The 24,599-nt window shown below is 32.4% G+C and carries 26 protein-coding genes; 8 read left to right on the forward strand and 18 right to left on the reverse strand.

The features are described from left to right. The first annotated feature begins 72 nt into the window (after nucleotides 1-72). On the forward strand, nucleotides 73-1,059 hold the full coding sequence (locus tag GKR88_01445; protein QMU63065.1) for a hypothetical protein: 987 nt from the start codon (nucleotides 73-75) through the stop codon (nucleotides 1,057-1,059). Between the two features lie 284 nt (nucleotides 1,060-1,343). Here the strand turns inward: GKR88_01445 and GKR88_01450 are convergent, their stop codons facing one another. After that, the gene (locus GKR88_01450) at nucleotides 1,344-2,339 is read right to left on the reverse strand and encodes a transposase (protein QMU63066.1); all 996 of its coding nucleotides are present in this window, start codon (nucleotides 2,337-2,339) and stop codon (nucleotides 1,344-1,346) included. A gap of 2,096 nt (nucleotides 2,340-4,435) precedes the next feature. Between GKR88_01450 and GKR88_01455 the strand changes: the two genes are divergently transcribed. Beyond that, a complete protein-coding gene (locus tag GKR88_01455; GenBank protein QMU63067.1) occupies nucleotides 4,436-5,431 on the forward strand; it encodes a transposase in 996 nt (331 codons plus the stop codon). Between the two features lie 284 nt (nucleotides 5,432-5,715). On the opposite strand, the gene GKR88_01460 is transcribed toward GKR88_01455, so the two are convergent. From GKR88_01460 to GKR88_01480, 5 genes are all read right to left on the reverse strand, one after another. Continuing rightward, complete coding sequence (locus GKR88_01460) at nucleotides 5,716-6,609, reverse strand: hypothetical protein (protein QMU63068.1); 894 nt, start codon at nucleotides 6,607-6,609, stop codon at nucleotides 5,716-5,718. Nucleotides 6,610-6,725: 116 nt separating this feature from the next. Beyond that, complete coding sequence (locus tag GKR88_01465) at nucleotides 6,726-7,094, reverse strand: hypothetical protein (GenBank protein QMU63069.1); 369 nt, start codon at nucleotides 7,092-7,094, stop codon at nucleotides 6,726-6,728. 88 nt (nucleotides 7,095-7,182) lie between these two features. After that, nucleotides 7,183-8,526, reverse strand: coding sequence for a DeoR family transcriptional regulator (locus GKR88_01470; GenBank protein QMU63070.1), 1,344 nt, complete (start codon nucleotides 8,524-8,526; stop codon nucleotides 7,183-7,185). An 82-nt stretch (nucleotides 8,527-8,608) separates the two neighbouring features. Next, nucleotides 8,609-9,805, reverse strand: coding sequence for a hypothetical protein (locus GKR88_01475; protein ID QMU63071.1), 1,197 nt, complete (start codon nucleotides 9,803-9,805; stop codon nucleotides 8,609-8,611). A 10-nt stretch (nucleotides 9,806-9,815) separates the two neighbouring features. After that, a complete protein-coding gene (locus tag GKR88_01480) occupies nucleotides 9,816-10,493 on the reverse strand; it encodes a hypothetical protein (protein QMU63072.1) in 678 nt (225 codons plus the stop codon). 181 nt (nucleotides 10,494-10,674) lie between these two features. Between GKR88_01480 and GKR88_01485 the strand changes: the two genes are divergently transcribed. Further along, complete coding sequence (locus tag GKR88_01485; protein ID QMU63073.1) at nucleotides 10,675-11,769, forward strand: IS4 family transposase; 1,095 nt, start codon at nucleotides 10,675-10,677, stop codon at nucleotides 11,767-11,769. 60 nt (nucleotides 11,770-11,829) lie between these two features. Here the strand turns inward: GKR88_01485 and GKR88_01490 are convergent, their stop codons facing one another. From GKR88_01490 to GKR88_01500, 3 genes are all read right to left on the reverse strand, one after another. Continuing rightward, nucleotides 11,830-12,726 (reverse strand): tyrosine-type recombinase/integrase, encoded by an 897-nt coding sequence (locus tag GKR88_01490; GenBank protein QMU63074.1) that lies wholly within the window; start codon nucleotides 12,724-12,726, stop codon nucleotides 11,830-11,832. Beyond that, nucleotides 12,723-13,670, reverse strand: a complete 948-nt coding sequence (locus GKR88_01495) for a tyrosine-type recombinase/integrase (protein ID QMU63075.1) — start codon at nucleotides 13,668-13,670, stop codon at nucleotides 12,723-12,725. The genes GKR88_01490 and GKR88_01495 overlap by 4 nt, the downstream gene beginning before the upstream one ends. Before the next feature lie 141 nt (nucleotides 13,671-13,811). Then, nucleotides 13,812-15,362: a hypothetical protein gene (locus GKR88_01500; protein ID QMU63076.1), complete on the reverse strand. Its 1,551-nt coding sequence runs from the start codon at nucleotides 15,360-15,362 to the stop codon at nucleotides 13,812-13,814. Between the two features lie 165 nt (nucleotides 15,363-15,527). Between GKR88_01500 and GKR88_01505 the strand changes: the two genes are divergently transcribed. After that, nucleotides 15,528-15,920, forward strand: a complete 393-nt coding sequence (locus GKR88_01505; protein QMU63077.1) for a helix-turn-helix domain-containing protein — start codon at nucleotides 15,528-15,530, stop codon at nucleotides 15,918-15,920. Between the two features lie 59 nt (nucleotides 15,921-15,979). Here GKR88_01505 and GKR88_01510 read toward each other — a convergent pair whose 3' ends face one another. Both GKR88_01510 and GKR88_01515 read right to left on the reverse strand, forming a co-directional pair. Further along, nucleotides 15,980-16,921 carry a hypothetical protein gene (locus GKR88_01510; GenBank protein ID QMU63078.1) on the reverse strand — a complete coding sequence of 314 codons (942 nt, stop codon included), beginning with the start codon at nucleotides 16,919-16,921 and terminating at the stop codon, nucleotides 15,980-15,982. Nucleotides 16,922-16,973: 52 nt separating this feature from the next. Further along, complete coding sequence (locus tag GKR88_01515) at nucleotides 16,974-17,186, reverse strand: hypothetical protein (GenBank protein ID QMU63079.1); 213 nt, start codon at nucleotides 17,184-17,186, stop codon at nucleotides 16,974-16,976. Between the two features lie 774 nt (nucleotides 17,187-17,960). Between GKR88_01515 and GKR88_01520 the strand changes: the two genes are divergently transcribed. The 3 genes from GKR88_01520 to GKR88_01530 are packed head-to-tail and all read left to right on the forward strand — an operon-like array spanning nucleotide 17,961 to nucleotide 19,564. Continuing rightward, a complete protein-coding gene (locus GKR88_01520) occupies nucleotides 17,961-18,230 on the forward strand; it encodes a hypothetical protein (GenBank protein ID QMU63080.1) in 270 nt (89 codons plus the stop codon). Between the two features lie 41 nt (nucleotides 18,231-18,271). Further along, nucleotides 18,272-19,381: a hypothetical protein gene (locus tag GKR88_01525; protein QMU63081.1), complete on the forward strand. Its 1,110-nt coding sequence runs from the start codon at nucleotides 18,272-18,274 to the stop codon at nucleotides 19,379-19,381. Beyond that, a complete protein-coding gene (locus GKR88_01530; protein ID QMU63082.1) occupies nucleotides 19,382-19,564 on the forward strand; it encodes a hypothetical protein in 183 nt (60 codons plus the stop codon). Between the two features lie 52 nt (nucleotides 19,565-19,616). On the opposite strand, the gene GKR88_01535 is transcribed toward GKR88_01530, so the two are convergent. After that, a complete protein-coding gene (locus tag GKR88_01535; protein ID QMU63083.1) occupies nucleotides 19,617-19,868 on the reverse strand; it encodes an XRE family transcriptional regulator in 252 nt (83 codons plus the stop codon). A gap of 129 nt (nucleotides 19,869-19,997) precedes the next feature. Here GKR88_01535 and GKR88_01540 point away from each other — a divergent pair, with 129 nt between their 5' ends. Beyond that, nucleotides 19,998-20,546 (forward strand): hypothetical protein, encoded by a 549-nt coding sequence (locus GKR88_01540; GenBank protein ID QMU63084.1) that lies wholly within the window; start codon nucleotides 19,998-20,000, stop codon nucleotides 20,544-20,546. A 343-nt stretch (nucleotides 20,547-20,889) separates the two neighbouring features. Here GKR88_01540 and GKR88_01545 read toward each other — a convergent pair whose 3' ends face one another. Genes GKR88_01545 through GKR88_01570 form a run of 6 tightly spaced genes read right to left on the reverse strand, consistent with a single transcriptional unit; the run spans nucleotide 20,890 to nucleotide 24,517 of the window. Then, nucleotides 20,890-21,255 carry a hypothetical protein gene (locus tag GKR88_01545; GenBank protein ID QMU63085.1) on the reverse strand — a complete coding sequence of 122 codons (366 nt, stop codon included), beginning with the start codon at nucleotides 21,253-21,255 and terminating at the stop codon, nucleotides 20,890-20,892. Beyond that, nucleotides 21,218-21,763, reverse strand: a complete 546-nt coding sequence (locus GKR88_01550) for a hypothetical protein (protein QMU63086.1) — start codon at nucleotides 21,761-21,763, stop codon at nucleotides 21,218-21,220. The genes GKR88_01545 and GKR88_01550 overlap by 38 nt, the downstream gene beginning before the upstream one ends. Beyond that, a complete protein-coding gene (locus tag GKR88_01555) occupies nucleotides 21,753-22,205 on the reverse strand; it encodes a hypothetical protein (GenBank protein ID QMU63087.1) in 453 nt (150 codons plus the stop codon). Before GKR88_01555 ends, GKR88_01550 begins: the two co-directional genes overlap by 11 nt. Next, a complete protein-coding gene (locus GKR88_01560; protein ID QMU63088.1) occupies nucleotides 22,205-22,675 on the reverse strand; it encodes a DUF2958 domain-containing protein in 471 nt (156 codons plus the stop codon). Before GKR88_01560 ends, GKR88_01555 begins: the two co-directional genes overlap by 1 nt. A gap of 29 nt (nucleotides 22,676-22,704) precedes the next feature. After that, a complete protein-coding gene (locus GKR88_01565; GenBank protein ID QMU63089.1) occupies nucleotides 22,705-23,040 on the reverse strand; it encodes a hypothetical protein in 336 nt (111 codons plus the stop codon). Beyond that, on the reverse strand, nucleotides 23,033-24,517 hold the full coding sequence (locus tag GKR88_01570; GenBank protein QMU63090.1) for a type IV secretion system DNA-binding domain-containing protein: 1,485 nt from the start codon (nucleotides 24,515-24,517) through the stop codon (nucleotides 23,033-23,035). The genes GKR88_01565 and GKR88_01570 overlap by 8 nt, the downstream gene beginning before the upstream one ends. Between the last annotated feature and the right edge of the window lie 82 nt (nucleotides 24,518-24,599).

Below are 24,599 nucleotides of genomic sequence, written 5' to 3' on the forward strand. Positions count from 1 at the left end.
TCCTTTTTTTCTCTTACGATATTTTTTTTGTAGTTTTGAAACAATTCTTTTTACAAAAAGGTTTTAAAAAATTTGGGCTGTTTAAAATTAACATATCATCAAAGTACTGAACCAAAATTAATTAGTTCTAAAAAAGTACTAACCTCAAAAAAAAGTGTTTTAAAAGCACGTAGTTATTTCCTCTTTGGACTCAAACACAAAGGGTACAATAATGTTATAACTTCCACAAATCCAGCACAGAATTATAAATACAATCAGGGAACAAAAGGTAAAAATTTCCAAGGAAAAGAAGGGAAGTATTTTAAAGTAGAACGACAAGAAGAATTAGGTCTTAATGTTGATATGACCAAATTCAGAATGTATGATTATGCATTAGGTAGATTCACTAGTATCGACCCGTTAGCTGATGCCAATCCTCAAGAGAGTTGGACTCCTTATCAATACGCTTATAATAACCCTATTAGGTACAATGACCCTTATGGTGATTGTCCTTGGTGTGTTGGAGCTTTAGTAGGAGCTTTAGTCGATGTTGCTATTCAAGCTGTTGAGATTTCGCTTGATGATACTAAATCGGCAAAAGATTTTAGTTGGACATCTGTTGGAATATCTGCTGCTGCAGGAGCTACGGGTGTTGGATTGGCTAGCAAACTGAAAAAAGCAGGAACTATTACTAAATTGGCAATTGAAGCTACTACAGATGCTGCTGCTAGCGCAGGAACACAATTAGCGAAAGATGGGGAGGTTGATGTAGTAGATGTGGCAATTGATGTTGTTGGTGGACAAACTGCTGGAAAAATAGCAGGAGATTTTGCTGAAAGTAAATTCTTAAAATCAGGTAAAGGCAAAAAACTACAAGAGGGAGTAAACCAGCAAAAAAATGCTAAAAGAGGTAAATCAAATACTATTTCAAAATCAAAGGCAGATGTAAAAGGTGCTGAAAATAAATTAACTCGTGCAACAGCAGCTAGAGGTGTTGGTGCTTCTACAGCAGCTTCGGGTGCAGCTTCTACAGCAGTTAGTGAAACAAATAAAAAACTCGATGAGGAAAATAAAAAATGAATTGATTAATTGGATAAAGGATAAAAAGAATTTTCCTTATGTAATATTTTTAGTTATAGGGGTAGCGATGGCTTCTTATAAATATAGTTTTGTATCTGCTGTAATAGGTTTTTTCATAATTATTATATTTGGCTTAATCGTTGGTTTTGTAATTAATAGGTTGATAAAATGAAATCAAAAACCACTCTTCGGAGTGGTTTTTTTATGCTTTTTTAAGAAGCAATAAGATTGCCCCGTATTCTATGATAAAAACAAGTAAAAGTTGAGATATTATTTTTACTAATTTATGCAGCAAATTTAAAAGTATCTACATAGGGTGTTTGTCGTTTGACAACGGCAAACACTCTTGCTATTAATTTGTTTCTAATAATGTTAACGGTACTCATTTTACTTTTGCCTTGTTTTATTCTTTTATGATAGTATAATTTCATTTCTGGGTTATGTTGTATAGCAGAAATAGCGCACATATTAATAATTGCTTTCAATTTTTTATTAGCCAAATGAGAGACTTTTGTACGTCCTTTAATACTAGTTCCAGATTGGTAAGGAAAAGGAGCAACACCACAATAAGAGGCAAACTTTCTCCAGTTTTCAAATTTTGAAAAATTGTCAGTAAACACAATCATCATTATAGCAGTTTGCATTCCTATACCTTTAACACTAGTAACAAGTTTATAGGTTTCTTTTAACATTATATTTTGGTCAATAATAGCTTGCATTTGAGTATTAATCTTGTGTATTTGTTTGGTTAGTTCTGCAATCATTTTTTGTTGAACGTCAAAGATTATTTTATACTCTTTTGCTTTATAAATTCTTTTTTGTTCTTTCAAAGTAACTTTAAAACCAGCTCTTTGTTTGTTAAGTTTTGTCCTTAAAGATAAGAGACTTTTTAGTTGTAATATACTTCTTTTAGGTAGCTTACTGGGTTTAAGTTCTTCTTTTAATCGATACCCATATAGAGCAATGCGTTTGGCATCAATTTGGTCATCCTTTCCACGAGCAATACCAATAGATCTTTTAATTTCTAAACCAGAAGCTATGAAAAAAGATAATTTTTGTTCAGTTAAAGACACAGATAATAAATGAGAGTACATTCCTGTATGTTCAAATACAAACATGGTTTCTTCTTTAGAGAAAGACGAATTTTTAAAACTCCACTTTAGCATTAATTTAAATCCAGATTTACTGTTCTCAAACTGTTGAACAATTTGTTTAGAATAGATACAAACATCAATTAATAATTTACTGACATCGATTCCGATAATTTCATTTGTTTTCATAATTTTGTAATTAGATATTAATAATAGTTACTTAAACTAAGACCTTTAATAAGGGCAGAAACTGAAATTCTATATGGTTCTAAGTAACTTTTAAAAAGAACGGAGACTAATACGGGGGATGGCTCTAAAAAGCTAGCTGGCCGCTAAAGTTCACTCCGTTCTTTTGTGTTTTTGGTTATCAACAAAATAAGAGTTATTAACAAAGAAAAAAAGAAGCAAAAAAAGAAATTTCATCATAACTATTATGTTTTTATTTTAAGTAATTATTTCTATTTGCTAATCTAAAGGCTCGTCCTAGAATGTTACGCAACCGCTACCGCTAGCTTGTAGCTAGTGGCGTTTGTGAGTAAAACAGCGAAAAAAAGCTACTTTAGAGATTAGGGTCATTTTTTTATGCAAATTATTTTTGAATATCTTTTTAATTTTTTACTACTTTAGGATGTAAAATTAAAAACTTATTAACAACTCCCTTTTTCTTCTCTACCCTTTGTTACGCCTACCTTTTCGCCGTTTTTTCTTCCTTTTTATTTTTCGCCCTATTCCGTCCTCATTTCAGGGGTTTTTGTGGGGGCGAAAAACATAGAAAAACGAAACCAAAAACAGCCCAAAACCAAAGCAAAAAAGAGAGGAAAAAGCACACAAAAAAGAACAGAAACAAAGCCCTAAATCTGAGAGCCGAAAAACGGCTAAAAAAGAGCAAAAAACAGGCTTAAAATTGCTTTTAAAAATCAAATACTAAATTGACAAAAAAGTGAACAAATAAGAACTGCCTAAAACTTGTATTGAGTTTTCCGAAATATCAAAAATAGTTCGTTTAAAAACGAAAATAAATTGGGTTAAAAACCCTAAAAAAAGTTCAAAAAATTGCACTGCGAAGCAGAGCAAAAAAAAGAAAAAAGCCCCACCGCAAAGCGGTAAAAAAAAGCAAAAAAAAAATACTCCTATTTTCGGAGTATAAAAGTCAATTTAGCCAATAAATCGGCAAAAATAAATTTACAAAACGAGTCGCAGAACCACAAGCAATCAGCATCAATAAAATGGTGTAATTGCTAGTAAGTAAAAGCCTAAAGACAGTCAATATTTAGAAGAAGTAGAGCAAATAAACGCCCAAAATTAAAAGAGCAGTCAAATCACAAAAGCAGAGTAAAAAAAATGAGGTTTAAAAATTTAAACAAATAATTGTCAAAAACTCCCTGTGTCGGCTCACTAAAAAAGTCCAAAAATTGTCCTGCAAAACAGAGCAAAAAAAGAAAAGAAAAAAACCCAAAAAAAATGCCTGTGGTGGCTCACCACAAAAAGCCAAAAAAAAGAGTTCGACTTTGGCGTGATGAAGCCGAATAATCGGCTTAAAAATTGGTAAATAAATGACTATTCCAGTCAAAAAAAGTCCTTTTGCCTATGGGCATTAAAAAAATGAAATTTAACGTAAAAAACGCTTTAAAAAGACCAAAAACGAAACGAAAAAAAGTCAAAGAAAAACCACCAACAAAAAAACCTAAAAACCCAAACGAAAAACACAAAAAATCCCCCACAAAAACCCCTGAAATGAGGACGGAATAGGGCGAAAAATAAAAAGGAAGAAAAAACGGCGAAAAGGTAGGCGTAACAAAGGGTAGAGAAGAAAAAGGGAGTTGTTAATAAGTTTTTAATTTTACATCCTAAAGTAGTAAAAAATTAAAAAGATATTCAAAAATAATTTGCATAAAAAAATGACCCTAATCTCTAAAGTAGCTTTTTTTCGCTGTTTTACTCACAAACGCCACTAGCTACAAGCTAGCGGTAGCGGTTGCGTAACATTCTAGGACGAGCCTTTAGATTAGCAAATAGAAATAATTACTTAAAATAAAAACATAATAGTTATGATGAAATTTCTTTTTTTGCTTCTTTTTTTCTTTGTTAATAACTCTTATTTTGTTGATAACCAAAAACACAAAAGAACGGAGTGAACTTTAGCGGCCAGCTAGCTTTTTAGAGCCATCCCCCGTATTAGTCTCCGTTCTTTTTAAAAGTTACTTAGAACCATATAGAATTTCAGTTTCTGCCCTTATTAAAGGTCTTAGTTTAAGTAACTATTATTAATATCTAATTACAAAATTATGAAAACAAATGAAATTATCGGAATCGATGTCAGTAAATTATTAATTGATGTTTGTATCTATTCTAAACAAATTGTTCAACAGTTTGAGAACAGTAAATCTGGATTTAAATTAATGCTAAAGTGGAGTTTTAAAAATTCGTCTTTCTCTAAAGAAGAAACCATGTTTGTATTTGAACATACAGGAATGTACTCTCATTTATTATCTGTGTCTTTAACTGAACAAAAATTATCTTTTTTCATAGCTTCTGGTTTAGAAATTAAAAGATCTATTGGTATTGCTCGTGGAAAGGATGACCAAATTGATGCCAAACGCATTGCTCTATATGGGTATCGATTAAAAGAAGAACTTAAACCCAGTAAGCTACCTAAAAGAAGTATATTACAACTAAAAAGTCTCTTATCTTTAAGGACAAAACTTAACAAACAAAGAGCTGGTTTTAAAGTTACTTTGAAAGAACAAAAAAGAATTTATAAAGCAAAAGAGTATAAAATAATCTTTGACGTTCAACAAAAAATGATTGCAGAACTAACCAAACAAATACACAAGATTAATACTCAAATGCAAGCTATTATTGACCAAAATATAATGTTAAAAGAAACCTATAAACTTGTTACTAGTGTTAAAGGTATAGGAATGCAAACTGCTATAATGATGATTGTGTTTACTGACAATTTTTCAAAATTTGAAAACTGGAGAAAGTTTGCCTCTTATTGTGGTGTTGCTCCTTTTCCTTACCAATCTGGAACTAGTATTAAAGGACGTACAAAAGTCTCTCATTTGGCTAATAAAAAATTGAAAGCAATTATTAATATGTGCGCTATTTCTGCTATACAACATAACCCAGAAATGAAATTATACTATCATAAAAGAATAAAACAAGGCAAAAGTAAAATGAGTACCGTTAACATTATTAGAAACAAATTAATAGCAAGAGTGTTTGCCGTTGTCAAACGACAAACACCCTATGTAGATACTTTTAAATTTGCTGCATAAATTAGTAAAAATAATATCTCAACTTTTACTTGTTTTTATCATAGAATACGGGGCAATCTTATTGCTTCTTAAAAAAGCATAAAAAAACCACTCCGAAGAGTGGTTTTTGATTTCATTTTATCAACCTATTAATTACAAAACCAACGATTAAGCCAAATATAATAATTATGAAAAAACCTATTACAGCAGATACAAAACTATATTTATAAGAAGCCATCGCTACCCCTATAACTAAAAATATTACATAAGGAAAATTCTTTTTATCCTTTATCCAATTAATCAATTCATTTTTTATTTTCCTCATCGAGTTTTTTATTTGTTTCACTAACTGCTGTAGAAGCTGCACCCGAAGCTGCTGTAGAAGCACCAACACCTCTAGCTGCTGTTGCACGAGTTAATTTATTTTCAGCACCTTTTACATCTGCCTTTGATTTTGAAATAGTATTTGATTTACCTCTTTTAGCATTTTTTTGCTGGTTTACTCCCTCTTGTAGTTTTTTGCCTTTACCTGATTTTAAGAATTTACTTTCAGCAAAATCTCCTGCTATTTTTCCAGCAGTTTGTCCACCAACAACATCAATTGCCACATCTACTACATCAACCTCCCCATCTTTCGCTAATTGTGTTCCTGCGCTAGCAGCAGCATCTGTAGTAGCTTCAATTGCCAATTTAGTAATAGTTCCTGCTTTTTTCAGTTTGCTAGCCAATCCAACACCCGTAGCTCCTGCAGCAGCAGATATTCCAACAGATGTCCAACTAAAATCTTTTGCCGATTTAGTATCATCAAGCGAAATCTCAACAGCTTGAATAGCAACATCGACTAAAGCTCCTACTAAAGCTCCAACACACCAAGGACAATCACCATAAGGGTCATTGTACCTAATAGGGTTATTATAAGCGTATTGATAAGGAGTCCAACTCTCTTGAGGATTGGCATCAGCTAACGGGTCGATACTAGTGAATCTACCTAATGCATAATCATACATTCTGAATTTGGTCATATCAACATTAAGACCTAATTCTTCTTGTCGTTCTACTTTAAAATACTTCCCTTCTTTTCCTTGGAAATTTTTACCTTTTGTTCCCTGATTGTATTTATAATTCTGTGCTGGATTTGTGGAAGTTATAACATTATTGTACCCTTTGTGTTTGAGTCCAAAGGGATAGTAGCTACCCATCTTTTTTGAGGACTTTTGCTCTTTTTTTGAGTATGCCAACCTTAGAATTGGCTCAGTTTCAATATGTAGTTTTAAACATCCCAAGTGTTACTCTATTCTTAATTTTTTGTTCTTAATCATTCTCTTATCCAATTTTGGCTCATCCCAATTATGTGGAAACTCACGATTACAATATTCAAAAAAACTTCTTTTTCATCCTTATATTTTTGCCCTAATAAAATTTCTAAATAAGTATATAACCTATTCGTAACTTCTTTATTAAATGTCTTCATTTCCATGTCGTTGATTTTAGCAACTTCATTCCATGCTATTTCACCGTAAGGAGTTACCACCTTTACATCTGAATAATCTCCAGTTTTAGACTGCGGGATTTTCCCCTCGTGATAACTTTCAATTACCGTATTTCGAACACACGTTACTGCCATTTTAAGAGCTTCTTCTTTAAATCCTTTAGTCAATGTACTTTCATTAAGGTTTTCTGTCATTGTTAAATAGATTTACGGTTCATTTTACGGTTCATTTTTTTCAAAAACCCTGTAAATCAAGGTTTTTTACGGTTCATTTTCGATTCATTTATCGTCTTGTATTATAGCCTTCCACATCAATAATATATTTTGTAGCTCTACCAACACCTTCTGGTTTTATAATAGAAAGTTCTAGTAATTCTTCAATATCCCTTCTAGCAGTTGCTTTAGATACATTTAATTTATCTTGATATTGACCACTAGTTATGTCTTTATTTTCTTTTATATATTTAATAGCCTCTTTTTGCCTTTCATTAATATCTAATTTGGATATGTATTCTTCATTATATATATCGTTGAATATAGTAATTGAAAAACCGCTAGAATGATTCTCAATTTTAGGCTCTACTAATCCGTGTTTTTCGCATTCTTGATATATCTTTAGGGTACCCCTTCCCCAAGCCTCTATATATCCAGCTTTATAAAATACATTCGCCATCAATTTGTTTCTTGGATGAGATGTATGAGTTTCTTTTAAATCTTCTATTGATAATTTTTTTGTTAACTCTCCTTGATTCCAAATATTAATTCGGTCGTGATACACACTAATAAATACAGGAGTGTTTTCATACTCTCTATGAATAATTGCATTATATAAGACTTCACGAATAGCATCATAAGGATACGGTGGAGTTTCATTTCTATTCATCCCATCGTAACTAATAGGCTTTATAAAATACTTCAAATCAAGTACTTCAAGAACCTTATTTGTCAACTGAAACGCATTACTTTCTACTTCTTCTTGAAATATCAAATCTGTTGCAGATTTACCAAATTTACCTATCTTAACAAATCCACTAAAAGCAACCTTTCTAGGTTTTTTCCCAAACAATAGAATACATGCTCTCGTGTATTTATCATTCACATCTATTAAATCAAGATTTTTTAAAATAGCTTCAGTGTCTTTTGATTCTTCAATAAATGGTAATCGTCCACTACTTTTCGCTCGTTGTATAAAATGGTCAATCGCATCTTGGTCTATGTCTTCTATTGATATATTAGGAACTGTAACTTCTTCCCAATCTTTCCCATCACTCTTTGATATAAAATCATTTAATGAAGTTCCTGTTAATAGCTGATTCGTGCTACCACTACGCATATAGAATTTCCCTTTATATGAAATAGCAGAAGACATCGAATTAACCACAATTTCAATAAAGTGTTTATTATTTTCTTCTTGTAGATTGACATCACAAACAACACCTGTAGTGTCTTTGATTTTGTTAGGAAGCTCGTCCATAAGTTTTTTATACTTATCAACTCCTGTAATCTTTCCACTGTCATCTTTTCCAATATAAAGTACACCGCCATTAGCGTTGGCAAACCCACAAATCCATTGTAGGTATTCGTCTCTCCAAGATTGTTTCCATTCTATGTTCTGTTGTTCAGGCATACCTTTATTCTAATACAGAATTAAAATCAAAGATATAATAATTTTGAAAAGAGAGTGTAGAAATATATGTAGTTTTAAGCGATTATTTTTTTACCAGAATACCATTTATTACTTGTACAACTATTTTAAAATTAGCTTCAGCACTTTCATCTTCAGAAGTTTCATTAGCCAACATCAAAGTAAGAGGATGATTTGAGAAAATTTCGTGTTTTAACAAATACAATTCATTTTCAGAGAGTTTCTTTTGAGTTCCATCTAAAGAATCAGCAACTCGAGTAGCAATAACACAATCTGTGTCTTTTGTCGAACATACTTTTCGAACAATATCTTCTGCTTTAATCATATCTATTCCATAAACGGCTAATTGAACAGCTAAGTCACCCCTAGCTATCATTATACCGTCACTAACATCACATATTTGATTTATATTTTCTAAAGAAGTTTTAGTTTCTATTTTAGCCATTAGCTTGATATCAAAATTTCCTAAAGTTTTAATATAATTTTTTACTTCATTTATAATTTTACTAGAGTTAGCGAACGATATACAAATCCAATCAAGATAATTAAGTACATTAGCCAATAATAATGTTGACAAAGTATCTTGAGATATTATTTGCATTGGTAGTTCCCTATCATACATCCCAACGATATCAATACCTCTTTGATTATATAATATAAATTCATGTAGTGCCTCACAATAATATATTGAGTCTAATTCTTTAATAATTTTAAATTGATTCCAACCATCAGAAACTAAAAGAAAATCTGATTTTACTGATTTATAAATCTCCCCCTTATAAGGAACTACTTTATAATTTTGATGTCTTTTTAAGAAATCTTCATTTAGGTTGTTTTCTGGAACAAAAACAACCTTATCACCATTGTAAATATTAAGTTTATTTTCCTGTGATAATTTGTTTATAGCACTTATTCTGACTTTTGGACCTGATAAATCTAATGCTATTTCAATTTTTTTAATACCAATTATTTTCCTAATTCGTTTAATTTCATCTACGATTGCTAGATCTGATTTATATTTTGACGAACTAATTCGAATCACTTTAACTAAATTGTTTTTTAAAATTCTTTCTATTGTTTTATTTGAGATACTTGGATTAATTGTAATCCAAAAATCTACTTTTTTAATAGGTTTTTTTTTATTTACACTATCAGCTGTATCAAACAAATTAATTGGAACTGGAAGTTTTTTTGAGTTCCAAATTATAACTGGTTGTCTAGAAGAATCATTGGTGTTAAGTGGATGATAATAGTTTTTCATAATAAATTTATTATGGGAGTTTAAAACCCCATGTTAAAGGAAGTATAGCAGAATTATGTAACTTATTTAATTGTAATTCAATTAAACTCGAAGCAATTACCAAGCATTCATTAGCAATTCTATAATTTGGTTTTTCTTGAATTTCCATATTATATTTTTTAGCTGTTTCATAAAAAAAATCAGGAAGAGGTAGTTCTTTTCTTGATAAATGAAAAGAAAAAATCTTAGATAAATCTCTTGCAGCTTCAAGTACATCTACTGATGATTTTATTGCTCTACTAAAAGTTATATAATTATACTCAATATCAAAATAATTTTGAAGATAGTTCGCATTATCTAAAGTAAGAAGCTCCTTAATACTTCTATTATAAGTAGGTAAATCATTTTTAATGTAACATAAACAAGTTAAAAAAACACCCGCTTGAGCAGACTTCCACTCTTCTGATATATAAATCTTATCCGTTAAGACTATTCCATATTTTTTATGTAGCCTATTCATAGAAGATATAATTAAAGCTTCTTTATTTTTATTTATCTTAAGTTCTAAAAAATCGGAGAATTTAAAGTTATTATTCATAATAAAAATAGCTTCAAGAAGATAAATATTAATTCCACCTCTTATTTGGGGCCAAAAAGAACCTCCTTTTAAGTATGCACTTACAAGTGAGTTATCTGAATTTTTATTCATAAATAATTATTTTTAATATTCTTGTTACTCAATTAGTATTGAATATTAGCAATGTAAGTAATTTTATTTAGTACATGACAAAAAATATAATTAATTGATTATCAGTAAATTAAATGTTAAATAATTAAAATAAAGCATTGATTTTCAGTATATTAGAAGAATAACATCACTCATTTTTCTAATGAAAAAAACCAATGCTTCCACTAAAAGTAGTGAATTAAATTCAGTTTTAAGTTCTCATTTCCAAGGTAAGATCAATTTGGCAAGAATCAAACTCATATCACATTTCATTATCGCCCTCTGTAAGGTACAGACAGTTACCTTTGAAAAGGTAGCCAACGCTTTTGAGACCTCAGTAGATTCGAAGTCATCACTCAGACGTATTCAAAGATTTATTGCTGATTATTCGTTGGATGGAGATTTGATCGCTCGTCTTATATTTAGTCTCCTTCCTAAGCAAGAGGGATTGATCTTGAGTATTGATAGGACCAATTGGAAGTTTGGTCAGACCAACATCAACATTTTTATGTTGGGAGTTGTCTATAAAGGTGTTGCCTTCCCATTGTTATTTACTATGTTAGATAAGCCAGGGAACTCTAACAGTCAGGAGCGTATTGATCTTGTGAATCGTTTCATAAGACTTTTTGGCAAAGATGTTATTGAATCCATTGTAGCCGATAGAGAGTTTGTAGGTAATCATTGGTTGGATTTCTTGAATACAAATGGAATCAAATATTATATCCGCATTCGAAACAACTTTAAGGTAGAGCTTCCTGATAAGAACAAAACCATCAAAGTATTTCACTTGTTTAATCCACATAAGATCAATGAGTTTGTGTATTATCCTAAAATTGTACGTGTTAATGGTCAGCTTTGTTTCCTTTCCGGATGCAAGTTGTACCCAAAAAATGGAAAGCCTGATTTCTTAATCATTGTATCGTTCAACGCTCCTGATAAGGCCTTTGAACAATACAAAGAACGATGGCAGATAGAGATGTGTTTTAAAGCAATGAAAGCCAGTGGCTTTGATATTGAAAACACACACCTGCAAGATATTAAGCGTATTGAAAAATTAGTACTGCTTGTAATGATGGCTTTCGTATGGTGTTACAAAGTTGGTATATATTTACATCAGATTAAGCCTATCAAAATAAAAAAGCATGGAAGAATGGCTAAAAGCATATTCAAATATGGATTAGATTATATTGCTTCTGTGCTATTAAACCCTGTAAATCAAAACAATATGAACTTGACTAAATTTTTGTCATGTACTTAGGTAATTTTATTTAAAAATACAACAAAAATAACACGTACAAATAGGTGTTTTCCCCTGTTCTCAAGAAATCGGATGCAAATTCTCAATCAATTCATGTAAGTTCTCTAGGTCATCTTGCTGATAGCGTTCTGTGGAAGAAATATAGCGATGCCCAGCCATATATTGTACTTCTCGAATATTGTACTGGCTTAACCAATGGGTGATGACCGAAGCTCGAAGTTGCTTTGCATTTTTGACTTTGTGGTTGAGTTTTTTCAATTCAAAAAACAAACGGTCGTTAAGGAAAAAACGATCGCCCTTTAGCGGAAATAAGCCCTGTGTGTGGCAATCTATTTTTTCTTGCAACACTTCCCTGTCTCGTTCGAGATAACGAAGCAGGGGCAACATTTGCCACGATTTTAGTTCCAGTGTTCTACTGTTGGTTTTCCGAGTAGATGGCACGTAAATAGTCCCTTTGGTAATATTGACGTGTTCGTATGTCAAGGATTTGAGTGCCGTAGCATTCAAACCTTGATATACCATGAGTCCAGTAATGACCTTATTGCGAATTGCAACCGACGGACAATTCGGAAATACAATATTTTCAGTTTGATATGAGTAGTATAAATCTTCCAGTTCATCGAAGTCTAAAAGGTTGTGATTGACCGTTCTTCGCTCACCTCTTACGTGGATATTTTGAATAGGGTTTTCAAAACGTATTTCTGTTTCAACCAGGTAATTGAAGTAAATTTTTAATGCGCCTATTTCACTTCTGACAGTGCTTTTAGAAACGGATTTCCCTTTTCTTTGTTTCTGAATATGTCCTACATATTCAATACAAGATTTATAGTCTATGGTTTGAGCATCATAATTTTGATAACTACACCAATCGGTAAACTTTAATAGATTGCGAGAGTAAGATTCTATTGTCGTTTTGGCGTAATCTTCTTTATGTAAATAATCTTTAAATGTCATCATGTAATAATTGGTTGTTGAGCATCCACCTCTTTGGCTAAATGCGTATACAGTTGTGTGCTTTCTAAAGACGCATGACCTAAAAAAGTACTAATAGATTTCATAGGTACTTTGTTTTGCATAAGGTGCGTGGCAATGCTATGACGCAATGTATGCAAGGTGATATTCTTGTTTTGGATATCTTCATTTTCAGTGGCCTCAATAATAGCTTTTAAACGATTGGCAATACTAATATCATTAATACGTCTACCCATCTGTGAAAGCAGTAAGGCATCCGTTTGGTAGTTTTTTATAAAAGCTGGACGTGCATCATATAAATACTCATCAATCATATCCAAGTTGTATTTATTAATTGGTACAAACCGTTCTTTGTAATTCTTGCCTTTTCTAACGTAGATACGTTGCTTTTCAAATAAGATATCTTCACAATTCACATGAACCGCTTCGTTACGTCTTAATCCACAACTATAGAGCAGTACTAATATCATCTTGTCCCGAAGCTGAAAATGCTCGTTCATGTGTGATACATTACAAGCCTCAAATAATGCTTTGATTTCATCTTGATTTAAAATAACTTTGTTATCGTGATAGTTGATTTTTTCGCCTTTGAGATGCACACCAAATTTTACGTTTGAATTATGCTCTTTGAGATAGATTAAAAATTTCTTTAAGGCTTGTTGGTGTTTGTTTAAAAAAGATTTGGAAAGTGAACCACCACGTCTTTGGTTGCCTCTATGGGATAAATATTGGTAATACTCTTTTACGATTTGGGTAGTGATTTTTGTAATATCGCTGTGCCCGTGGCACTCTAGGTAATGAAAAAACTCACGAAGATGATTTGGCAAATTGTAAACCGTAGAAGGAGCATAACCAAGCACGTCTAACCAGTTTTTATAACTATCAATCAGAGTAATAAACGTGTTGCTTTTTAGCTGTAATTTCTTCATTTTTATTTTTTAGCTTCCTTATGTTTCAATTTTTGTGGCGAATTGGCTCTTACTCTTTAATTATCAAACACTTAGGTTCGCCATTTTGCCAGTGGCGAACCTGTGGCGAGTGGCGGTCGAGAAGCTCGACACCTCATGTATTTAGCTCGCCTTTCTATCACCCATATTATCTAAATCTTCAATGCGTTTTATACAATTATCCAATGCTTCATTAATCTGCTTTTCTAAATTCTTGTACTCATTTGCATCCACAATTTCATAAGAAAAAGAATACCCTTTAATATCATTTCGTTTTTTGATATAGCCTTCTTGTACTAACAAGTGATGATATCTGCGTAATGTGGTTTCCGCTATTCGCATTTCCTTTCGGATATTTTGATTGGTAAATACAGTATCCTTTTTTTCTACCAAATACGTCTTGAGACGTTCGAGGTAATTTCGTGTTGCACCATTTAAAGGATCAGACTTACGTAACAAAATTGTTTTGATTAAGGCGTTAGCCTGTTTGATATCTTCTATACTCGTTTCAATATATTCTTCGCCAGTATAGATATCATATTTTTTCTCACGCCCATGCTGGTAGTAGAAAGTAATGGCTTCTATGAACTGCAAATAATGTGCATTGGTACGTCTTGGCTTAAATACCGATTTAGGCAGCGATAAATATTCTGCATAAGGATTTCGAATTGCAACAGATGATAAAAGGCGTTGGGCATTTCTTAACAGAGTTTGTGCTTTCAATTCATCATCTATATTAATCTTCCCTGCGGATAGTAACCTCTGATATTGCATGATACGTTCGTCTTGTGCTTCGCTTTCGTCTATGTAAAGCAAAAAGGAACGATTGGAATTATCCTCATACAGTTTTTCTTGGGTGGTACATCCTGCTACAGATACAGGACCTTCTACCGTTAAGTTTTTGGTCTTTCCTTGTCCACCAATTCCCTTTTGCACGACTGATTTTGTAATCTTCTTTTTGGTCTGTAACTCTAGTAGTGGATATAAAACATCATCTGCACCATCTAAGTCCTCAATTAATATCAATTTGTTTTTTAATTCATTTCGTTTGAAATAGTAAAATGAATTACTTGATAAAGACGTGAGGCTGAGCCTCTCTTCTTCGGGAATGAGTTCGGCTACTTTAGATTGTAGGTGTGTTTTTCCACTTCCACTAGAACCAAAAGAAATACAGTGTAGTGGATTGTCCATCTTTCTTGAAGTAAAGATAAGATACATCAACAGTCGGTTTCCGACTTCGCCAATCACACCACTAGTACCAATATGCTTATTGGTTTTCTCTAGCAAATTTTCAGACTTGAGAAAATCCATTGCTGAGCGTCTTTCTTTTTTAGATAACAAATAAGCTTCCGCTTCTTCGTCTTCCTCTTTGTCTAATAACTCAATTCGATATTTTTCAAGATGGTTAATGAGTTCTTGTAAACTTCTGCGGATAATAGAAGTTCCCACTTCTAAATATTCCGCTAACTTGCGAACCAGTTTTTCCACTGCATTAGAATTGTACAAATCAATGTTATGACGTAAGGCATGAAATTCATCTTCAATGGTATTTACTTTGAGGGTTATCCGCATGCGGTCTAATCCGAAAACGGATAAACCACCCAAAATATGGAAGTCTAAGACTTCGGTTGAGAATTTAAAATGATTAGGATTTGAAGTGTCGAGTTGATTCATAATGTATAGTCAATTATTTTAGAAACGTATTACACAATTAATTAAAGCAAATATAAACTTATAAGTTTATATATAAAAATAAAACTTGTGTTTTTTGCTGTTATAAATAATTTGACCTACATTTGAGTCGAAAATCGACACTTAATTATATAAAATAGCCTAAATATGGAGGCTACACACTTGTTTTTACTCCAAAACATCAAACGGATTCGTAAAGAAAAAGGACTCACCCAACAAGATGTAGTAGATGGTGCAGAGATGCTTGTACCTACCTATTCACGTTTAGAGCGTGGTGGTACGAATCCGAACTTATCTTCAATAGTCAGAATTGCAGATGCACTTGGTGTTGGTGTCATCGAGTTATTTCAATCCTCTGATATTAAAGATCGTTCGGTGGCTCAGAAAGTAGAGATGATAAATGACTTATCGGAATACAATAAAAACGTGATTAACATTATGCTTGATACGGTAATAGAGAAAGACCGTGTGGAGCAATTACAGAATGTAAAAATGAAACATCGTTTGGCAGAACTTAATGCCATTCGTGATAAAAGTTAACTTTTATTATTTACCTTTGTGATGTAATGAAAAAATTGGGTGCATAACATTTTGTCGTTTTAAGCAGCTTTATTTTTCTCAGTACAGATTAGGTTAACTACTTTGTTCCATTTATCACTCAGTTTAGTTGTTCTTAATGTGAGCATATTTTGAGCTCCAATTTTAGACCAACGTTGTCCAGAGAGTTTCATTCTTTTTTGAACAACCTCCCTGTTAGCTGCTTCTATGGCTCCAGATCCTATAATACCTGCTCCTGTATTTTGATATTGCTGATAGTCCATACGCGACCTATTTTCGGTATAATATGTGATAAGTTGGCTTTGTTGTTTACGTTGATTTTGCTTTGTCAATTCTAAGTTTTTGATATTCTCAATGACTTGATTTACTTGACTGTTTTTTAGTAGTTGCTCCTGTTGACCAACCCAACTGTTATATGACTCTTGATTAGAGAGACAAACCTTAGCAAAATCGTGTAAATGTTCTAAAGCATGATACCAATCCAATATTTGTGTGGCAAAAGGGTAATGTTGATCTACCCATTTCCATATCCATCTAGCACCATCACCAACAAAAATCAGTCGCTTATCAATACTCCTGTAACAGCCTAAGTATCTATCCATTCTATCTGTAAACTTATCAGCTTTGCCTAAATATGCTTCATACAACGAATGGCGTATCCATCCACGTTTATTTGATATGTCCATACAGCTACTCTGTTTAAAAATTCTGCCTAATTTTACTTCTTTCCAAGCCTCTTCCCGAGTGAAAAGCATCGACCCATCGACCATAGCATATATGCACTCTTGGTTATCTACCTTAAGAATATCAGGTTCAACGGCATCAACCTCCAATACTTTTTCTTGCTCTAATAAACCACCATAAAAGTCTGTGACTCTGTAAAGCTGCATCGCATTGACTGAAACACCTAGAAGATTCGATAAAACTTCATGACCATCTCCATAACAATCGTTTTGACCAATATAAATCATTTTGTCTTGCATATAGGGACTTATCTTAAATCCATTGACTTTTTCACTAAAGGGATGAGTGTTGTTAATCTCTATCTTTCCGTAACGTGATAAGTTTTTTTTTACGCCTGTCTTTAGATGGTTCGCTTATACTTCTCTCTAAAACCTCTCGACCATAGTCCGTCCATATTTGATCAAAAGTCTTTTCGTAATCATAGTAACTCTTTATGTTTGATAATTTTGCTATCGCTTGATAACGCTTCTTGGCTTGGGCTAAAAATTCCTCTTCGCTAATCATAATGGTGTCGCTTTTAAAAGTTAATCCTTAAAAATAACTATTTCGCGACAAGATGTTATGCACCCAAAAAATTAAATCCATTATTATCTTTTCTAATTCCAATTATCTTTATTGGTGGTTATATTTTATTTAAAAAATATGAACAAAATAATCAATTAGATTCCTTAAAAGAATTAGATGAAAAAATAATTCTAATCTTAAAAGATTCTAGTAGCGCTTCTTATAAGTATTTAAAAAAAGAATTTATAAATATACCTATTGATTCGGTAAAACCTCAAAAATGACTAGAAGAAATAATTTAAAAAAAATCTTAATTCCCTTTCTTTTGATTTTCGCATTATTTGATGCGTATTTTACATTTAAAGCAACGTTTGATACCACAAATAGTATTCTTCTTTCTATAATTATGATTTTAGTAATTAACTTATATATTTTGATGTATTATGCTTTACTAGATTTAGTGGATTCAAAAAAGATAAGGTAAGTGGCTCTTTTCTACAAATCATGTTTGCTTTCATGATATTCGGAGATACCATCTCATCCTTTTATGGAACTTACGTCGGTGTTTATAACAATAATCAAGGTGATTTTAGTAGTTTGGTTCAAATAGGATTTTTTCAATTTTTGATTTCTTTAGTAATATCTGTAGGTGTATCAGGTGGTACTTTTCTATTAGGAAGATTGCTTTTTAAAGATTCAAATTAAATTACTCGGCATTCTCTAATATTGACTTATATTATGGATTAGTGTATAGTATTAAAAACTATACACACAATGAAAAAATATATTTTATTAGCACTTAGTGCTTCCGTCTTTGTATGCTATTTAATTCATATTAACTTTTCTTCCTTGAAAGGCATTTATGTAATTGATGATAATTGTACTGCTGTTTTGAGAACTAGTGATAAATACACTATTGGAGATACTATTTATGTCGAAAAAACAAAATCGTTATTAAAAAATGTTTCTTATGATTGGTATTCGGTTTCTAAAAACCCCAAGAATAAAGGTGGATTAAAAAAAGCTATTATTACACATGATTAAAATTATGCTCATATCTTTGTTAGATATGAGCATATTTAAATATGAAAAAACTATTACTAATCATAGGCGGTATATTATTGTTAACTAGTTTCTATTATGTAGCCCGCATCGTTAATGACAATGTCGCTTGGGAAAAAGTAAAAAAAGAAAATACACCAGAAGCATACGATTTTTATTCAAATAATTTTAAACGGCATCTAACAGAATTAGAACCCTCAAGAGAAAAGTCTGCAATAAAGTTTATTCGAGAAAATATATCATTTGAAGAAGCTGAAAAATACATTGCCAGATATAAAATCAATGGATGCTGTTATGATCATTATACTCATTTAATTAAAAGTATTGCCTATAATACTGATGACTATAAGTGGTATAACTTTTATCTAAAATTACCTAAACTTAAAGATACACAAAAAATACTTGATTCTATTGAAACACTAGCTGACAAGTCATTATGGATTTTGACTAGAGCGAACGGCACTTGGCATAGATATATACAAAGGTTTCCTAAGGGAATTTATCAAAAAACGGCATTAAGAAATATAGATAATGAAGCATGGAATACAGCTTTGAAAATTAATTCAAAATATTCATTTAGTGAGTATGTTAGAAATTTTCCAAACGGTAGATTTTCAGAGACCGCAAAAAGTAATATTCATGAATTAGACTGGTTAGGTACAAAACAGTCTGATAATGTAGCAAGCTATAATTCTTTCTTAGATAGGTATCCAAATACAAAATATTATTCTAAAGCTATAAAATTGTTTGAAGATCGATTTGTTAATGATTTAATATCTGGTGTTTGCTATCAAGATATTCCAGAAAAACTAAAAACAAATACAATTACCAATTTCAATGGTTATTGGGTAAGTAGACAGCTATATAATGGTTTTAGTATTAGAAATAATAATGTCTTAGGGAGTAGTTTCGGTTACGTTTTCGCTAAAAAACGTCTTTGGTTTAAAAACAAAAAACATATCTGTTTCATTATTTATAGAAAAAATTACTCTGGTGCATTTTGTGATATTTATATTTATGAAATTATTGAAGAATTGCCCAAAGAAATTAAAGCTAGATGCTTAAAAAAATGTATTAAAAATGAGATACATATTTTTAAAAAGATAAAAGATTCTAACAACAAACGTATTTAAATGAATTATACCCTTACCTTCTTTGATACCTATTATCAAGATATTATCTGGTCGAAAACTGATTTTGAAAATACTACTGGAGCTTCAATGGAAATTGAGCATAATGTTAAAAATCATTTAGTATGGTTTGCTTTTGAACAAACAGCATACAAAATAGCTAAAGAAATTGGACTTGAGATATAGTTCTTTTTTCTTTTCATATTCTTAAAAAGCATCTTGGAAACAAGATGTTTTTTTATGCATCAAAATCAGAAAAGAACGTACTTAAACTCATCTTGTGAGCCTCCAATATTCTAAGCAGGCTTTCAAAGGTAAAGTTTGTTCCCTTTTCCATACGCCAGTACTGCATCCTTGAAATCCCATGTTCTATGGCAAAGTTCTCATAGGAGGTGTAGCCATTGTCTATTCTTATTTTTTCTAGCTTTTGGGCTACTTGTATAATTTTTGGGTCTAATGTTTTGCTTTTTGCTGTGGTCTTTGTTGCCATGAGTTCTACCGTTTTTAATAAAGGTAAAATTCATCTTTTTAGATATTTTACGTTACAACATATAAATTACCACATTATTGGTACATTTTTATTATGTTTGCCTTGTATAATTCTAAAAACATACTAATTATGAAACAATTACTAAAACTTTCTTTTTTTACTTTTTTGCTTATTTCTACACACGCTTGCAAAAGCCAAACAAAACTAAGTTCTGAAAAAGCCATGACAATTCTTACTAAAAATTTTAAAGTGTCTTGTAGTAAACGACTGCTATTTTCCTTTAATAGTTATAATAAGCAGTATAATACTAATATGAGAAACGCTACTTCAGCAGAAAAAAATGGACTCGTTACAATAAACAAAAGATTTATCTCTGGTATTGGTGGTGGTGGACGTTATGAAATAACTCTTAGACCAACTGAGGCAATGAAATCTGAATACTTTGTGGGAAACAAAAAGTATAGAATTGCTGATGGCGTTGTAACTGAAATTCTTGGGATTTCTCATGATAAGAATACCAATAAAGCAACGGTACGATTTAGTTATAAATACAGAACTAACGATCTATATTATCTGCGAGGTAAAATACATGGTAAGCGTGTGGCATGTTCTACAGAAACTTTTGAAGATGAAGCAACATTTACTTTGTATGATACGGGATGGAGATTAGATAAGTGATGTCTTTGATAGCGCAAATGTCCTTTACACCACTTCCTTTTGAGTGTGGCGTGAAAGGACATTTGGTTTGAATTTTCCTAAGTCGTAATTGCCAAATTTCATAAGGCAAAACTTTTAGGACAATCCAAAGCCAGATTGGGAGTTTGATAGGAACTTCCGCTACCGCTACATTTCCATATCAAACTCCCATCTGGTTGGGGATTCCCCAAACCCCTTTTCACACAACGATAAAAAACAGACAAGCCGACCTCAATGAGTCGGCTTGTCTGTCTGTATGCAAATCCAGTATAGCATTTAAGAAAATAATTTAATCGTAATTATTACTTAAATCTTGATTATGGAGTTAAAATTCGAGGTCATAACCTTTGGATAAATCCTGTTCTCGTTCATCTATTATTTCGCTTAAAGATTTGATACGCTCTAGGGTTTTATCTTTTAATAGTAAATGTTCGGGGTCAATGCCAAGACTTCGCTTTAGTCGGTAGCGTCTTTTTTTGTAATAAACCCCACAGAGTTTGTTGTTTATATGATAGGTTTTAATTTCAGCTTTTGACAATAGTTTTTCAAACTCAGATATGGACTGGCTTTTTTGAAATAATCCCTGTACTTTTTCAAATAAAATATCTTTATCCGATGGCATTGCCATTCGTTTTGTAAACTGGGTTTCCTTTTCAGAATAGGAGCGGACTAATCTTTTTTTTAAGTCCATGTTCCACAATACTATCTTCTAGTTGTGGGTAATTTTCGATTTGATAATTCTGGACTTCTTTTTTAATCTCTGCAAAGCATGATTTGGTTTTCCAACCACTAAAACCATCTAGTTTTAATTGAGATACCACCAAATGGGCGTGCCAGTTCTTGCCTTTGTCGAAGTGTACACCACCTACGCAGAGCTGATTCCCTTCGGTATATAAATCAATAAACTTTTGTACTAAATCTTTGATGATTTCCCTGTTGAGATATTGTGTAGACTTGTCTGAAAACGACACTACGATATGCTGACAGACTACAGATTTATTGGCGTAGTGGGATTGTCTTTGAGTTTCTAGTTCGTTAAATTGCTTAATCCATTTGTCTTTGTCATGAGAACGCAGGTGCTGTTTAAAAACAAGCCGATTACCCCTTGGGTCTTCAAGCGATTTCCGACCATCAAAAATATAATTAATGAGTTTCTTGGGCGAATTTCGGGTGGTATGACTGATGGCTTTAATAATCATCTAAAAGCGGTTCTATTTGACTAAATAACTGTTCCAGTTTGTCATACGAGGCTTTGAGCTGAGGGTATTCATTTTCAAATTGTAGGGTTTCAACCATATCGTAACAAAGCGAGAATAAGCGTTTGACTTCAGAAAAATTAGTGGATGTATTTCCAAATTGCTGTTTTCCATTAAGGGTATTAAGTGCAATGGTTTTGATAAAACTGGCTAGTTTTTTACCATTTTCTACTGCCAACTGTTTCAACAAATGCTTTTCGGCATTGGTAAAGACGATATTAACCGAACTGTGATTTTTAGCATAACGTTTGCGATACTGCTTTAGATACAATTTTCTAAAGGTTTTTCGTGCCTCTGTAATCTCTAAAGCAGTACCATGTTGTAATACACCTATCGCATCCAAATAGGCTTCAACATTGCTGTATGGAAACTCTTTTGTCTTCATTAGAATTCGATTTCAAATCCATGGTCTTTAGACACGTCTTGGCTGTCTACTTCTAGGGAATCAAGCCGTTCTTTGAGTTTATTGGATGTATTCTTTTCAGATTTAATAAGATGTTGTTTTTCAATAAGTTGATTGAAACGAGTTTCCTTAAAATGTATATCTCTTTCTATTCCATATCTTACTTCAGGAATGTATTCCTGATTTCCAAAAATAATCTTTGGAAATTGTCTCTGTGCTGATTCCAATTCATCAATAGAAAAAGCTCCCCATTCATCACAGATTGGCATATCGGGAACCAAACCACTTACATATCCAAAACACGTATTTGTTTCGGAGTTATATTCTGTTGCATACCATGTTGCCGAACCACAGGGGTCAAAAAATTTGGTAACGATAATAGGGTTTTTGTCTTCTGATTGATCGCCAATCTCAGTAAATCGTTTTTTTAATTCTTCTGTTATCAATTTCATAATTGTAAGGTTTTAATCGTCATTTATTTTTAAAGTTCCATTCCTGTTTCTTGGGAAAGCCCCTCGTTATCTTGCTCTAGTCCTTCCATACGTTCCTGAAATTGTTGCTCTTTTTCAGCCGCTTTTCGACTTTGGAATTCCCTATGAAGATCCATTGCGGATTCCTGCTCTTTCGCAATCTCCTTATTGCGTTTTTTCCGCTCTATTTCACGATGTTTACTACGCTCTTGCGCTATATCCTTCGTTTTTTTACTTTGGGTATAGCGCTGAACTCTGATCTCCAGTTTTAGAGACAAAAAGGTCAAACCATCTTCTGCCCACTGTAGAATTTTCCCTGGATCAAATAAGGTGCTTGTTTTAGCCATTGTCAGAGGTGTTTGAATCCGTATTACCAATAAACTCATCTACAGGAAGTAGTGGTGGCATTTGCTGGAAGCCACCTTGAATTGGTGGTGCTTGCTCTTCTGCCCACGTATTGATTTTCTTATTTTGGTAATACGCCTTAATGCGTTTTAAAAGCATTGGAGGTTGTCCACTACTAATAAAAATACCACCGTCTTTGGTATTTTTATGCATGACTTCCTGTGGGGTTAATACTTCCCTATGATGGGTACGATCATTTTCTTTATACGAATATTTCCCAAGGGATTTACTAATCTCTGTGGCTGTAGCCAAGTTTGTTCCTCCGAGATATAAAACACTGCCTGTGTTGGCTTTTAGAGTTTCTGCACCTTGTTGGGTATAGAGGTCTTGGCATTGACTAAAGGACTGATAACCCCATATTCCGTATGCTTTATACTTACGAATTTGAGAGCTAATAAAAGGAATAAACTGCTTGTTTTTGGTTTTCAAACTTCCCGCTTCATCCACTAAAAAAGCGATGACATTATCGGTTTTTGTAGGAATTCCAGCTTCAATAATTTGGGTAAACCATTCTTTGAGGAATAAGGAATTAAGCCCTTTGAGATAATCCTGTGCCATCACGCTACTTTGAATCCATAAAATACGTTTCTCATCACGATACGAACCCATATCTAATGTAGTACGTGCTGTGGTTTTTATGACGTTCTCATCTTGCCAATTCTTTAAAACTGAAAGTGTATTAGACAATGCAGAATTTAAAAATTTGGCATCGTTTTTTATCAGCCCTCGATAACTGGTATAGAGCATATCATCCCCATATTTTGCTACCAAGACATTCATTTTTTTTACGTTTGCCTGTATGAGTGTTACCAGATAGCGAACATTGTAAAGGTTGGTATATCTATTGGTGCCTAATTCTGCTTGTATGTACTTTAAAAGCCAAATCATCATTCCAATAATAGCTGAAGCGGTATTGTTCCAAATCGGTTCTTTGACATTAGTACCACCTTCAATAGCCACGAGTTCCTCTGAAAAACGGTTAATTCTATCTAATGGTAGGTTTTCGATAGGATTCCAACCGACTGTGGATTGGGTGGCATCGGCGAAATTGATAATATCCTCATCATAGCCCAATTCTTGTTCCATATAAGGCATCGCCATATCTCTTGCCTGTTTCGTTTGGTCAAAAACTACAAAGGAGGTATCCACCATTTTTGATGCACCAAATAATTGCTGTGCAAAAATTTTAGAAGTTTTACCAATACCAGTTTTTCCAATGAGTAAAAGTCCACCATGTAAACTTTGTTTCATGGAGATAAATTTCTCACCAATACGGATACCATTACCTTTGCGGTGTTTGTATTTCAAAACCTTTCTGGAATTACCCAGTTTGCCTTTGTAGGCGTGTTTTCCGCCGACAATCCATTGTAAAATGGCATCTAAACCATCACTTATACTATCTAAAATATCATGTATCATAATGTTGTTTTTTATTTTTTTGTTACTAATTACTTTATACTTATTACTATCTACTTTATACTATTTCAAATTCGTATCAATC

The sequence above is a fragment of the Flavobacteriaceae bacterium genome, from assembly GCA_014075215.1.
GTDB lineage: Bacteria > Bacteroidota > Bacteroidia > Flavobacteriales > Flavobacteriaceae > Polaribacter.

Excerpts from the sequence above, each read along its gene's own strand:
- GKR88_01450 (QMU63066.1), bottom strand. The coding sequence starts at position 2,339 with ATGAAAACAAATGAAATTATCGGAATCGATGTCAGTAAATTATTAATT.
- GKR88_01455 (QMU63067.1), top strand. The coding sequence starts at position 4,436 with ATGAAAACAAATGAAATTATCGGAATCGATGTCAGTAAATTATTAATT.
- GKR88_01460 (QMU63068.1), bottom strand. The coding sequence starts at position 6,609 with ATGGGTAGCTACTATCCCTTTGGACTCAAACACAAAGGGTACAATAAT.
- GKR88_01465 (QMU63069.1), bottom strand. The coding sequence starts at position 7,094 with ATGACAGAAAACCTTAATGAAAGTACATTGACTAAAGGATTTAAAGAA.
- GKR88_01470 (QMU63070.1), bottom strand. The coding sequence starts at position 8,526 with ATGCCTGAACAACAGAACATAGAATGGAAACAATCTTGGAGAGACGAA.
- GKR88_01475 (QMU63071.1), bottom strand. The coding sequence starts at position 9,805 with ATGAAAAACTATTATCATCCACTTAACACCAATGATTCTTCTAGACAA.
- GKR88_01480 (QMU63072.1), bottom strand. The coding sequence starts at position 10,493 with ATGAATAAAAATTCAGATAACTCACTTGTAAGTGCATACTTAAAAGGA.
- GKR88_01485 (QMU63073.1), top strand. The coding sequence starts at position 10,675 with ATGAAAAAAACCAATGCTTCCACTAAAAGTAGTGAATTAAATTCAGTT.
- GKR88_01490 (QMU63074.1), bottom strand. The coding sequence starts at position 12,726 with ATGATGACATTTAAAGATTATTTACATAAAGAAGATTACGCCAAAACG.
- GKR88_01495 (QMU63075.1), bottom strand. The coding sequence starts at position 13,670 with ATGAAGAAATTACAGCTAAAAAGCAACACGTTTATTACTCTGATTGAT.
- GKR88_01500 (QMU63076.1), bottom strand. The coding sequence starts at position 15,362 with ATGAATCAACTCGACACTTCAAATCCTAATCATTTTAAATTCTCAACC.
- GKR88_01505 (QMU63077.1), top strand. The coding sequence starts at position 15,528 with ATGGAGGCTACACACTTGTTTTTACTCCAAAACATCAAACGGATTCGT.
- GKR88_01510 (QMU63078.1), bottom strand. The coding sequence starts at position 16,921 with ATGCAAGACAAAATGATTTATATTGGTCAAAACGATTGTTATGGAGAT.
- GKR88_01515 (QMU63079.1), bottom strand. The coding sequence starts at position 17,186 with ATGATTAGCGAAGAGGAATTTTTAGCCCAAGCCAAGAAGCGTTATCAA.
- GKR88_01520 (QMU63080.1), top strand. The coding sequence starts at position 17,961 with ATGAAAAAATATATTTTATTAGCACTTAGTGCTTCCGTCTTTGTATGC.
- GKR88_01525 (QMU63081.1), top strand. The coding sequence starts at position 18,272 with ATGAAAAAACTATTACTAATCATAGGCGGTATATTATTGTTAACTAGT.
- GKR88_01530 (QMU63082.1), top strand. The coding sequence starts at position 19,382 with ATGAATTATACCCTTACCTTCTTTGATACCTATTATCAAGATATTATC.
- GKR88_01535 (QMU63083.1), bottom strand. The coding sequence starts at position 19,868 with ATGGCAACAAAGACCACAGCAAAAAGCAAAACATTAGACCCAAAAATT.
- GKR88_01540 (QMU63084.1), top strand. The coding sequence starts at position 19,998 with ATGAAACAATTACTAAAACTTTCTTTTTTTACTTTTTTGCTTATTTCT.
- GKR88_01545 (QMU63085.1), bottom strand. The coding sequence starts at position 21,255 with ATGGACTTAAAAAAAAGATTAGTCCGCTCCTATTCTGAAAAGGAAACC.
- GKR88_01550 (QMU63086.1), bottom strand. The coding sequence starts at position 21,763 with ATGATTATTAAAGCCATCAGTCATACCACCCGAAATTCGCCCAAGAAA.
- GKR88_01555 (QMU63087.1), bottom strand. The coding sequence starts at position 22,205 with ATGAAGACAAAAGAGTTTCCATACAGCAATGTTGAAGCCTATTTGGAT.
- GKR88_01560 (QMU63088.1), bottom strand. The coding sequence starts at position 22,675 with ATGAAATTGATAACAGAAGAATTAAAAAAACGATTTACTGAGATTGGC.
- GKR88_01565 (QMU63089.1), bottom strand. The coding sequence starts at position 23,040 with ATGGCTAAAACAAGCACCTTATTTGATCCAGGGAAAATTCTACAGTGG.
- GKR88_01570 (QMU63090.1), bottom strand. The coding sequence starts at position 24,517 with ATGATACATGATATTTTAGATAGTATAAGTGATGGTTTAGATGCCATT.